Source organism: Vibrio sp. F13 (assembly GCF_020806305.2).
GTDB classification, from domain to species: Bacteria; Pseudomonadota; Gammaproteobacteria; order Enterobacterales; family Vibrionaceae; genus Vibrio; species Vibrio crassostreae_C.
Genome location: NZ_CP170175.1, coordinates 2330898 through 2343842 on the forward strand (window position 1 = coordinate 2330898; position 12945 = coordinate 2343842).

At 46.5% G+C, this 12945-nt stretch carries 9 protein-coding genes; all 9 read right to left on the reverse strand.

Features of this window, described 5'->3' with window-relative positions; all coding sequences use genetic code 11:
- Positions 1-70: 70 nt before the first annotated feature.
- On the reverse strand, positions 71-1483 hold the full coding sequence (locus LMH68_RS10880; protein ID WP_229647635.1) for a phosphoglucomutase/phosphomannomutase family protein: 1413 nt from the start codon (positions 1481-1483) through the stop codon (positions 71-73).
- 74 nt (positions 1484-1557) lie between these two features.
- Complete coding sequence (locus tag LMH68_RS10885) at positions 1558-3963, reverse strand: GH36-type glycosyl hydrolase domain-containing protein (protein WP_229647636.1); 2406 nt, start codon at positions 3961-3963, stop codon at positions 1558-1560.
- Positions 3964-4090: 127 nt separating this feature from the next.
- Positions 4091-6052 (reverse strand): beta-N-acetylhexosaminidase, encoded by a 1962-nt coding sequence (locus LMH68_RS10890; protein ID WP_229647637.1) that lies wholly within the window; start codon positions 6050-6052, stop codon positions 4091-4093.
- Between the two features lie 12 nt (positions 6053-6064).
- Positions 6065-6949: an N-acetylglucosamine kinase gene (locus tag LMH68_RS10895; protein ID WP_017066804.1), complete on the reverse strand. Its 885-nt coding sequence runs from the start codon at positions 6947-6949 to the stop codon at positions 6065-6067.
- Positions 6950-6951: 2 nt separating this feature from the next.
- On the reverse strand, positions 6952-8673 hold the full coding sequence (locus LMH68_RS10900) for a glycoside hydrolase family 9 protein (protein WP_136973784.1): 1722 nt from the start codon (positions 8671-8673) through the stop codon (positions 6952-6954).
- A 97-nt stretch (positions 8674-8770) separates the two neighbouring features.
- Complete coding sequence (locus tag LMH68_RS10905; RefSeq protein ID WP_017059411.1) at positions 8771-9766, reverse strand: ABC transporter ATP-binding protein; 996 nt, start codon at positions 9764-9766, stop codon at positions 8771-8773.
- A gap of 87 nt (positions 9767-9853) precedes the next feature.
- A complete protein-coding gene (locus tag LMH68_RS10910; protein WP_048605693.1) occupies positions 9854-10837 on the reverse strand; it encodes an ABC transporter ATP-binding protein in 984 nt (327 codons plus the stop codon).
- A gap of 2 nt (positions 10838-10839) precedes the next feature.
- Positions 10840-11865: an ABC transporter permease gene (locus tag LMH68_RS10915; protein WP_017056648.1), complete on the reverse strand. Its 1026-nt coding sequence runs from the start codon at positions 11863-11865 to the stop codon at positions 10840-10842.
- Positions 11866-11867: 2 nt separating this feature from the next.
- A complete protein-coding gene (locus tag LMH68_RS10920; protein WP_017059409.1) occupies positions 11868-12854 on the reverse strand; it encodes an ABC transporter permease in 987 nt (328 codons plus the stop codon).
- Positions 12855-12945 lie beyond the last annotated feature (91 nt).

Here is a 12945-nt window from a genome sequence, read left to right on the forward strand (position 1 = left end):
TCTTCACTTATAGGCTTTAACAAGGCAGTGATTTGTTAAGTCCCATACAAAACTGCTGCACTCTATAAGCCTATAGAGAGAGGAAGTCTTTCACTTTTTGAAGAACACGTTCTGCAGTGTCTTTATCTTCCATTTCTGCGAAGATTCGTAGTAACGGCTCTGTTCCTGAGAAGCGAGCAATCACCCAGCCGCCATTCTTGAAGTACACCTTGGCACCATCTTCATAGCTGACTCTTTCAATTTCGTATTCAAATTCAGGCAGTTGCTTCTCGACGTAGATCTTAGTGTAAAGCGCTTCTTTCTCTGAAGGTTTAAACTTACAATCGCCTTCTGCGGTGTAGGCATAGCCATATTTAGAGTAAATCTCATCAAGTAATTCAGACAACTTCTTGCCTGTCACACTGATCATCTCAACCAGTAAGCTTGAAGCAAATACGCCATCCTTACCTTTGATGTGACCACGAATGGTTAAACCACCTGAACTTTCGCCACCAATCAGAGAGTCATCGGCCTCCATTTGTGAGCTGATATGCTTAAAGCCTACAGGAACCTCAAAGCTCTTCTCACCATGATCTGCCGCCACTTTATCCAGTAGGTGTGTGGTTGCGATGTTACGAACGACAGAGCCCTTCCAGCCTTTGTATTCCAGCAAGTAGTAGTAAAGTAGGAGTAGCACTTCGTTAGGGTGAATGAAGTGACCTTTCTCATCGATGATTCCCAAACGGTCAGCATCGCCATCAGTACCAATACCAATGTCATAGCCTTCTGCTGCAACTAAGTGCTTCAAGCGATACAGCGTTGCAGCATTTGGCGACGGCATTAAGCCACCAAAATCTGGGTTTTTGCCATCGTTGATGACGTCGACATCACAGCGACCGTTAATCAGCACGGTTTGCAGAGCGTTTTTCGCCACACCAAACATTGGGTCGATCAGCACGCGTAGATTCGCTTTCTTAATCGATTCAATATCGATGGCATTAATGATGGAATCAACAAAGGCGTTCATCGGGTTGATGATTTCGATCTCTTTGTCATTCAACGCTTGCTCGAAATCGACACGAATAATATCTTCGTTGGTCAGTGTTGCGATTTGCTGTTCGATCTTCTCTGTGATGATCTCATCAGCATCACGGCCACCTTCAATGAATACCTTGATGCCATTGTAATCGGCTGGGTTGTGAGAGGCGGTAATACACGCCGAGTAGGTGCATCCCATCTCTTTTGCTTGGAACATCACGATAGGTGTTGGAACAAACTTATCGATGAAGCTTACTTTGATGTTGTTCGCCGCAAGTACTTCTGCAAACCAACATGCGGCTTTATCGGAAAGGAAACGACGGTCATAGCCGATCACAAACCCATTCTTGGCTGCATCTTCGTTGTTGATGATGTTAGCGAGTGCTTGCGCTACCAAACGGACGTTTTCTCTAGTGAACTCCTCACCAATGAAAGCGCGCCAGCCACCTGTACCAAATTTAATCATTAGAAAATCCTTTTAGTCTCATTGTCTCAAGCCTGTAAAGACTTGAGACAAGAGCTGTTCGTTAAATTGCGTGACTAGCCTAGAACAACGACAACATCGTTCACGCTGTCTTCTGCTTGTACTGGGATAGCGCCTTCAACTGATTCACCATTGATAGTGATAGAGGCAACGCCTTTGCTTACTGCATTCGGGTTTTGCACTGTGATGTTATAAGTCGCGCCACGCCATTGACGAGTAACCTCGAATTCTGGCCAATCAGTCGGGATACAAGGATCAACCGTTAAGCCTTCAAAGCCTGTACGAACACCAAGAATGAAGTTGGTTACCGCGAAGTAAGCCCAACCAGAGGTACCGGTTAACCAAGGGTGGTTTGCACGGCCGTGGTCTTGGTGATCTTTACCCATGATGAACTGCACGTACGAGTATGGTTCTGCGTAACGCGTTTCAATCATGTCGTTTTGGTTGTATGGGTTCAGTGCGTCGTAGAATTTCATCGCACGGTCACCACGGCCTAGTTTCGCTTCTGCTACCCAGGCCCATGGGTTAGGGTGAGAGAAGATTGCGCCGTTCTCTTTTACGCCTTGGTAAACGCGAGTTACGAAACCGATATCATCGTTTGGTGTTGCAAATGAAGGAGAGTTTAGGTGTAGGCCGTATTCTGAGAAAAGGTTCTCATCAACAGCGTCCATCGCTTTCTCACCGCGTTCTTGAGATACCGCACCAGATAGAACGGCTAGCGTGTTTGACTCAAGGTGTACACGACCTTCAGCTTGTTGAGCGGTACCGATCTTGTCGCCATTTTTAGTTAGACCACGGATGTACCAGCCGCCTTCGTCATCCCAAAGGTGCGTTTCACACGCTTCGCGAACGTTAGCTGCCATTTCAGTGTATTTCGCAACATCAGCATCGTTATTACGGAACTTAGCAAGATCTAGGAATTCTTGTAGCGCCCAGAAGTGTAGGAATGAAACCATTGAAGATTCACCACCACCTAGGTTCAAACAGTCATTCCAGTCAGCTCGAAGACCTTTACAGATACCCGTTTGACCCACGTATTCAGCAGAGAAGTTCAGTGCCGCTTTCATGTGTTCATAAACTGTCGCCTCGCCACCGTCTGCGTATGGAATCACTTCATCGAAGAAGTCGTGCTCACCGGTTTCCATTACGTATTTGATAATGGTCGGAACGATCCATAGGTGGTCATCAGAACATGTGTCTTCAATGCCGTGGATCTTGTCGTCATCTGACGGTGTTGGAACAACTGTTGGTGATTTTGATGGCTCAACGTCGGCTTTCTCTGGATCGAACCAGTCAGGATCGAACAAGTGTAGACCGTAGCCCGCTTTCACTTGGCCGCGAAGCAGGTCGATAATACGTTTCTTGGTCATTTGTGGGTTGGCATGGGGTACTGAAATAGCATCTTGAGCCGTATCACGGTAACCAAGACCAGTACGACCGCCAACTTCGATGAATGATGCAAAGCGTGACCAAACCACACAGGTTTCCGCTTGGTATAGCGTCCACGTGTTGATCATTGTGTCTAAGCCTTCGTTTGGCGACTTAACTTGGAATTTGTTGCAACGCTCGTCCCAGTGATCTTTGATGCCTTGGAAAGCGGCGTCTACGTTTGCTGTGTCTTGGTACTTCTCACGTAGGCGTTCACCGTTGCCTTTACCGATACCGAGTACATACGCAAAGCGAACTTCTTCACCGGGTTGAATCGTAAATTGCTTGTGCAGAGAACCACAATGGTTGTAACAAGTTTGAGCGCTGTTAGAACACTTACCGTTTTCAACCGCAATTGGATTTGCTTCATCACGGTACATACCAAGGAAGTTGTCACGTTGGCCATCGTAGCTGTCTGGTGAGAAAGTTGAAGCTAGGTAGTAGAAGCCTTCAAAGTCGTTAGTGTTGTAGTACAGGTCGTATTCCAGAACACCTTCTTGGTAAGACGTGCCCGCAGAGTACAAAGACATCTGATGGTTTTGATTGTCTGATTGAATATGGCTGAAAGAGAACTCAACAAACGAGAAAGTGCTGATAGTACGTGGCTTGTCAGTGTTGTTCTTTAATACAACGTCCCAAACTTCTGCATCTTCACCCTTAGGTACGAATAGCGTCTTGGTTGCGGTAATGCCGCTGTATTCACATTTGAATTTTGAGTATGACAGGCCGTGACGAACTTCGTAGTTCGCTTCATCTAGGCTCTTTGCCACTGGTTGCCAAGAGATAGACCAGTAATCACCTGTCTCATCATCACGCAGGTACACATAGTGTCCAGGACGGTCAAAGGTGCCGTTTGGACGGAACTTAGTAACACGGTTGTATTCCGGAGAATTGTAGAACGAGTAACCGCCCGCATTGTGCGAAATCACGGTACAAAACTTTTCAGTACCTAGGTAGTTTGTCCAAGGTGCTGGTACATCAGGGCGAGTGATGACGTATTCGCGATTGTCGTTATCGAAATAGCCGTATTTCATTGTCATTTCCTTTTTAACAAACTGCATCTATGCAGCTAATTTTTAAATAGTGATGCTGAGTCGTATCTAACTGAGCACCTTAATTTGAGTCAGCAACCACTCGATATGAGTGTCGCTTTGGTTTGTTTTATTGAGCTTTCCAAGGGTTGCGATAATCAACATTGAGTTTGTCGAGTAATGGCAGATGCCCCTTTAGGCGAGATAGGTAATCTAGCCAGTTTCGGTTGTTTTTATGTGTCCAACATCCTTCAGCTAAAGCGCTAATTCTTGGGAATACCATGTAATCCATACGCTTTTGGTTGGTGACGATCTCACACCATAGAGCACACTGAATTCCGCGGATCCGCTTACGAATTGGGTCGGTGTCGGATACCTCAGCAAGTGCTTCGTAGGTATAAGCTTGTTCTAATGGGATAACGGCAGCCCAATCTACGCCCGGTTCTTCCGGTGCATAATCTTGGGTCATGTCGAGATAGGTAAACTGTGCAGGTTGCAACACCACATCAAAGCCTTGGCGAGCGCAATTGACAGCCGCTTCTTCACTGAGCCATGAGTAGATGATGGTCTCTTTACTCACTTTGTCGCCGTGCTGTGCTTCTTCCCAGCCGACCATGCGTTTGCCGAGTTGCTTAAGCTTGTTTTCGGCATAGCGGAATAGGTGGCCTTGTAGGTCTTTGCTGTCTTGGTACTGGTGTTCTTTCATCAATGCTTGAGCAGCAGGGCTGTTGGTCCACACACCGGGTGGCACTTCGTCTGCACCCATGTGAATCAATTCGCTCGGGAATAGCTCTGCGACTTCTTCAATAACTGCATCTAGAAATTGGTAAGTACCGGGCAAACCTGGGTTTAGTACATTGTCGTTGTAGTGCTGAATGCTCTTGTATTGAGTGGTATCCGCTTGCTCTACCAGCATGTCAGGCAGTGATTTGATTGCGGCACGGCAGTGTCCTGGAATATCGATCTCTGGGATCACCGTGATGCTGCGTTGCTCTGCATATTCAATGACTTCACGAATTTGTTGTTGCGTGTAGAAGCCGCCGTAGTTTTCCGCAATGTGGGTATATTGCGGCTCTAGTGCATGATCAGGGCCACGCCAAGCGCCAATTTCTGTTAGCTGTGGCAGGCTCTTTATCTCAATTCTCCAACCTTCATCGTCAGTTAGGTGCCAATGAAATACGTTGAACTTGTAGTGCGCCAGTTGATTGATTAAACGCTTCACTTGCTCTACTGAGTGGAAGTGACGAGCGCAGTCCAACATCATGCCGCGGTACTTAAAGCGCGGTTGGTCGGCTATCTTGCAACATGGTAGAGAGAAGTTCTCTGCGTCCAGTTGTTGAACTAGTTGAATCAAGCTTGCCACAGCGTGTGTAAAGCCCGACTGGCTGCCTGATTCAGCAATAATCTGTTGTGCAGTGATGGTCAGTTTGTATTCGGCTTCATCTAACGTCGGGTTGCTGCGAAATAGAATGTTGCCGCTTTCGTCTTTTGAAAGTTCAGCTGAAAGCGCGGTCGAAAGAGACAGCTCAAAGGTCGAGAGCAACTCTTGCTGGAACCAAGAGACTGCCTTATCAGCAAGATGAGATTGAACCTCAATTCTGCAGTCGTTATTTAGCGCGAAACTACTTAGCGCGAAACTACCTTGCTGAAATTCGATCTGATTAGGCTGAGGAATCAATGCAATCTCAGCAGCGTTAACTTCAGGTATTTGATTGCGTTCACGGTATGGCGAAGCCAGTACTATGGGTGATATCGCGACAGGCAGTACCGATGTTTCTCCATCATTATGTGACTGGATAAAGGCATCGTTAAGGCCATCAGAATAGAAGCGGAATGGTGCGCTTTGAATACTGAATTCAAGGTAGTAATGGTTGTTGGCCTTTAACACTGACGAACTTGGTGTGAATGAGCAAAAGCTGCCAACTTGAGTCAGCTCTCCTTGCGATAAACTCTCTGGAAGGATGAAACGATCAAATGCAAAGTGCAGAGACCAATCTTTTACGTCGAGGTCACTTAAGTTATGTACCGTAAGGCCAAATCGGCAGTTATTTTTTTGTTCAGAAAGAACAGCTAAGTCGATGCGATAATTCATATAACTTCCCTGCTAAGCCTGTTGATACAAGTTGTGTTGTGGTTTTCCGGCAAACATCAATGCGCCTTCAATAGCGTCGAATTGAGGTTTAACGATCCATTGTTGTACTGGTGGTGATAGCCAGTTGAGAATACGCTCAGCGATACTTCCCATTAAGCACACCTTGTCAGCGCCTTTTCGATGCAGTGCTAAGACAAACATTTCGATATCAGCCGCGGTTTGCTTGAGCATATCGATAGCCAGTTCGTCACCTTCGTTAGCGAGTTGAAAAATAACTGGTGAGAATTGACCGTAATCCTTTGGAATAGCACCTTTTGACCATTCGACAATGGCATCCACATCATTATTAAAGTGATTCATCACATGTAGAGTCAGCGGGGTTTTGTTGCGAATACCGTCTTCTGCAAGCAAGACTTGTTGAATCAAACGTAAGCCCATGACTGCGCCGCCGCCTTGATCTGAAATCGGAAATTCACGACCGCCAACCACATATTGCTCACCGTCTTTTAGGAAGATACCGCAAGAACCCGTACCACCGATCATGATTGCGCCGTCTTGGCCATTGTGAGCACCAATGCAAGCGCCATAAGCGTCGGTATTTAGTGTCATGCTTGCGAAAGGGTGTGGTTGAGCCATGAAGTCGAACCATGCTGATTTTTGCTCAGCGCCAGCCAGCGCTAGGCCAACATGCATATTTGAAAAATGGTCTGAGTTGAGTTGCCCTTGTTGTGCCGCTTTTGTGATGGCATCAATAATTGAGCTCATCGCAACATCAACACCCAAAAGGATGTTGCCACTGCCACTTTTCGCTTCACCAATCAGTTTGCCTTGAGCGTCACGAATACGAGCACGACAAGAAGTACCACCACCATCAATACCGACGTAGTAAAGAGTCATTATTATTGCTCCTTACGCTGAGCTAAGAAGTTGAACTGTGCAGCGGTTGCTAATAAGAACCACGCACCATGAGGGATCCATTGCTCACCCCAGCGCCAGTTTTGAAGCATGTCATCTTTTTGTGCTGGTGGATTGAACGCAATGTCTTGTTCATCTTCAAAACCAGCTGTGATGCCATTACAGATACCGCCTTTCGCATTGAAGAACCCAAGCTGAGGTAGGTAGTCTGGGTTGTTATGGCCATGACCATCGAGCATGCACATGTGGTATGGGTTGAGGCCCAAGATCCAATCAAGGCTATTTTGTGAAAGCTGGATTAAGCGCTCTTGAAGTTCGCTATCTTTAATGTGCGGTTGAACTAGGTAAGCCATGGTTGCGAGTGAGCCAAGGCGTGCGTTCTCGCCTTGCCACCAGTAACCGGTTTCGTTCTGTTGAGCGACGAAGAAGGCATCACGTTTATCACCATCGACAGATTTAACGTATTGTCTTGGATAGCCAAATGGGTTGGTGACTTTGTCGGTGATGTTGATTTCGAACTGACAAGCTTGTTCAACAACTGTGCGCGCCTGTTCTTTTAATTCAGCATCGGTTTCATTGTCGATGTATTCACATAGTGCAATCACAGGAAGACCGGCTTCAGCTGCGTGAAAGTATGGACGAGAGCCATCAGAGTTTGCCGACCAGAAGTGCTCAAATGAATCATCGGATTGCTGACGAGAGATTAAACGAGTCGCCCAAGTTCTTGCTTCTGATAGGTATTGCTGGTCTTGTGTTACGCGATACAGCTCATTGGCTGCGAGTAGGGCGCAATACTCATCGATGATGTTCTCTTCACCATCGTTTAGATACTGGAGGTTGTACTCTTTTAGATGCCAGTAACCCTTAACCGCCATTTCAAGGTATGTGTGGCTCGAGTAGCTGCCAGAGATTTCAAGCTCAGAAGCTGCGGCTAATGCTGCGATAGCAACACCTGCACCTTGTCGGTAGCCCGCTTGTAAGTCCGTTGATTTATGACCTTCTTGAGTCGCATAAGCGCAGATATCGCGTTGGTTGATATCTTTGCTCCATTTGTCGAATACCGTCATATAGAAGTATCCGTCAGCGTCTTGCATACGCACTAAGAAGTCGGCACCGAACAGAGCCTCTTCCGTTAGACGAGTCATGGAGAATTTCGGGAAGTCTGGGTTATGGCTAGTCAAGCGTACGCTTTTTAGCATGTTCCAAACGACCATCGGAATTTGTTGTGGGTTTAGGTAGTTACCATAAGACAGGTGGCTAAAATATTTACTGACATCACCTGATGCGTCATACCATCCACCGTGGACATCGACGTATCGGTCGGTACCTAGAATTTGTGCTTGTCGATCTTTTTTGTCGAAAATACCGCCACAGCGTTGTGACTTAAAGTAATGAAGCACATCAGAAAACGTGTGGTTCATTAATAGGTTGCTACCAATCTCAAATACTTCTGAACGCAGGTTGTCAAAACGTAGGTAGTAGCGACCAGATTCAGTGACTGAACTGAAATCAATAGTGAAGAATTGCCCTTGATGCCAATTTGCTACGCGGCCTTGTTTAACCACATCAAAATTTCCGACAGTCATATGGTTGTCAGCACAGACGAGTAGAGCCGTAGTGCTTGATAGGCGAGCTTTCTTAGTTTGTAGGATAGCTTGCTTCGGGCCTGTGGACTCATAGCCAATATGGTTGGTCAATAACAGCATCAATATTCTCCGACAGTCCTAGTTTCTATTGGCTAGGTACTTGAATGTTTTGGATATAAATAGTTAGGGTCCGCAGACCCTAACTCAGTTTTAATGTTTAGCTTTCGTGTAGGTAACAACGAACAAAGTGGTTATCGGCTAATTGAGTCACACCCGGCAGTTGCTCTTTACACTTGTCCATTGCGTGAGTACAACGGCCAGCAAAAGGGCAACCAGCTGATACTGGAGTCCACAGAGGAATCTCCCCTTTATTGCCAGCAAGTTGTTCGTGGATCGATTTCTTAGGATCTGGAACAGCAGAAACAAGCAATTGCGTGTATGGGTGCTGAGGGTTAGCAATTACGTCATCGGTATCGCCCCATTCCACCATGTGTCCTACGTACATCACTGAAAGATCTTCAGCGATATAACGAGCAGTTGCGATATCGTGAGTGATGTAAAGCAGAGACATTTGCTTCTCAAACTTCATCTCTTCCATCAGGTTCAAAACACCGGCACGAATCGATACATCAAGCATTGATGTTGGTTCATCGGCTAATACAACTTCGGCACCTACCGCGATGTTGCGGGCTAGGTTGACACGTTGACGCTGACCACCAGACAGTTGGTGAGGGTACTTTTTCGCCGTCTCTTTTGGCGGAATGAGACCGACTTGCTCTAAAAGATCGTAAACGCGTTCTTCTAGCTCTTTCTTGTTGCCCGGAGATACTTTCTTGTGGATCAACAGTGGTCGAGCAATGTGGTGGAAGATATTGTGCGTTGGGTTCAATGAACCAAACGGGTCTTGCCATACCATCTGCACGCCTTCACGGTAGTGCATAAGATCTTTTCTGCTTGAGATCTCTTGGATATCACGACCTTTGTATTCGATCGTGCCGCCTGAAGGTGCGTACATTTTTGCGATCATTTTTGCGGTTGTTGATTTGCCTGAACCAGACTCACCAACCACTGCTAGGCCACGGCTTTTGTACATCTTGAATGACACGTCGTTAATCGCACGCATCATAGGGGTTTGAATGGTGGTACTGCTTATTGGGAAGTCTTTTACGACATTCTTGCCTTCTACCAATAATTGACCGAAATCTTTGCTCATAATTGTCTCCAGAATCCTTATTCGCTTTGCTTGTTTTTAGGCGGTCGAGCCGCCTTGTTCGTTATTCACGCTGAGTCAGCGTGCAAGCTATAGCTTCCTTTGTACTATTGGGTCACCGTACAGGTGACAGTTAGACAAATGTCCCGGGTCGATAGAACGCAGCTTGGTTGGCACCTTGGTACACGTTTCATGTACACGGTCACAACGAGCTTGGAAACGACACCCTTCAGGGATCTCTAACAGGTTCAGAGGGTTACCTGGAATACCTGCTAACTTTGTCTTTGGCCCTGTCAGTGGAGGGAAAGAACTTCCCAGCCCTTTGGTGTAAGGGTGGTAAGGGTTTTCTAGAATATCTTGAGAGTTAGCTACTTCGATTAGCTCACCTGAGTACATGATGCCGATGCGGTCAGAGAACTCGACCATCAATGACAAGTCATGGGTGATGAACAGAATCGAGAAGCCAAACTCTTCTTTCAGTGCATAGATCTTTTGTAGGATTTCGCGTTGCACAACCACATCAAGTGCGGTTGTCGGCTCATCCATAATGATCAGCTTTGGATTCAGTGCTAACGCGATAGCGATAACTAAGCGCTGACGCATGCCGCCAGAGAATTGGTGAGGGTAATCACTCAATCGGCTCGGGTGAATATCTACGATTTCAAGTAGACCTTCAGCACGTTGTTTAGCTTGCTCACGAGTCATGTTGGTGTGACGCATGATTACGTCACAGAACTGCTCTTCCATCGGTAGTACTGGGTTGAGTGCGTTCATCGCGCTCTGGAATACCATCGACATCTCACTCCAACGGAACGACTGCATACGGTCATCACTGTATTCAAGGATGTTCTCACCGTTGAAGATAACCTCACCACCACTGATGTAAGCGGGCGGCTTATGAAGACGCATAAGAGAGAAAGCGACCGTTGATTTACCACAGCCAGATTCACCAGCTAGGCCGAAGACTTCACCTGGAGCGATGTCGAAACTTACGTTGTTACACGCACGAACATCGCCAGACTCTGTGATGTAATCCACGCATAAGTTGCGGATAGAAATTAGTGGTTCAGACATGATTATTTATCTCCGCTCCAAAGTGCATTTTGTGGTGGTAGTTCTGGTTCACGTTCTTCTTTGTCTTGAGCTGCTAGTTTCTTCCAACGCTTCATGCCTTTGTGAGAACGCAGTTGCGGGTTAGCAATTTCATCGACCGCGAAGTTAAGTAGAGCAAGACCAGTTACAAGTAGTGTCAATGCGATACAAGGAGCCAACAGTTCCCACCAAGCGCCAATCAGCATTGATGAAGAGGTTTGAACGTTGTAAAGCATGATGCCCCAGCTGATTGTGTTCGGGTCACCAAGACCTAGGAACGAGATGGTTGCTTCCATCATGATTGCGTACATCACCGAACCGATGAAGCTTGCGCCAACGATAGAGATAAGGTTTGGTAGAATCTCTACGAAGATGATGCGGAATGAAGATTCACCCAAAACTTCAGCGGCTTTTACAAACTCTTTTTCACGCAGTGCTAAGGTTTGGGAGCGAACAACACGGGCACCCCAAGCCCAAGACATAAAGCCGATAACCAAGGTTATGGTGAGTGGCCCTGCCTCACCGATAAAGGCTGCTACTACGAACAGTAATGGGTATTGAGGGATTACCAGCATGATGTTCATTGCGGCTGTTAGAACGTCATCGACACGGCCACCGAAGTAACCTGCAGAAACACCAATAACAGTTGCGAGTAAACATACGGTTAGACCCGCACCAAAACCTACAGCAAGAGATACGCGTGCGCCGTATACCACTTGAGACCAAACGTCACGACCCATACGAGTTGTACCTAGTACGTGGTCTGCCTTTTTAGACATGATCAATGTACGACGGTCGTCTGCTAGATTTTGAGCAACCCAGCCATCAGGGTTAGTTTGTGCAGACTTCACCACGAAACCAGGATATTCGTGTGGGTTACCTGTACGCTTGTCTGGTACATGTTTGGTGATTAATGGAGCTGCAATCGCGCCAAGAATAAAAATACTTAGGATGATGACGCCTGTTAGGGCCATCGGGTTACGCCAAATGAGTTTTAAAAAGTCTTTCATGATTATTTACCACCCTTACGAAGACGAGGGTCAAGAACAACGTAAAGCATGTCTGCAACTAGGTTAAAGAACAGCATGAATAGCGTCATGATAAGCAGCTGACCTTGCAGTACTTGGTAGTCACGAGCGTTAATTGCGTTGAAAAGTACGCTGCCAAGACCTGGGTAGTTAAAGATGATTTCGATAATTAACTGACCGCCGATTGCCATACCTAGCGACATTGACAGGGCTGTCACACTAGGTAGCATCGCGTTACGAGCTGCGTAGTTGAATACCACTCGGTTTTCGCTCAGGCCTTTGCCTTTCGCCATGGTGATGTAGTCTTCGGCTAGTAGGTTGATCATGTTGTTACGCATGTTTACTAGGAAGCCACCAATTTGAACAACAGAAGCACAGAACAGTGGTAAGAAGGCGTGGTAAGCGACATCTTTAATGAATGCCCAGCTTGTCCAATCAGGTATAGTACCAGCGGTGTAGGCATACCCTGTTGGGAACCACTTCAAGCCAATTGCAAAGGTAAATAGTGCAATCATCGCGATAACAACTTGAGGAACGGCTTGTAGAATCAGCATCCCTGGCGTTACGAAGGCATCGTACTTACTGCCGCGTTTCCACGCTGCGAAAATACCTAGGATTGAACCAATCGAGAAAGAAAGAATAACTGCGGTGCCGGCTAAGAAAAGCGACCAACCGAATGCTCCACCCAACAGTGTGTTTACAGAAAGTGGGTAGAATTGAATTGATGTACCAAGTTCCCAGCTAAGAATGTTCTTCATGTACGCCACGTATTGAACTAAGTAGCCACCATCAACGAAGCCTAATAGTTCTTTCATTGCAGCAATACGCTCTGGAGTAACTTGTACAGAAGCGTTCGCAAACATCATGGTAACTGGGTCACCAGGCATTGCTCTTGGAATAATAAAGTTTAACGTCGCAGCAACTAATAGCGCGACAAAATAAAATGACAAACGTCTTAAAAAATAACCCATAACTCACACCTTACTCACCCAGATTGTTTCCCTGTTTCTGGATTCAGGTCGCTCCTAGCGAAATTTGGAACGAAAAATCCCCTGACGACTA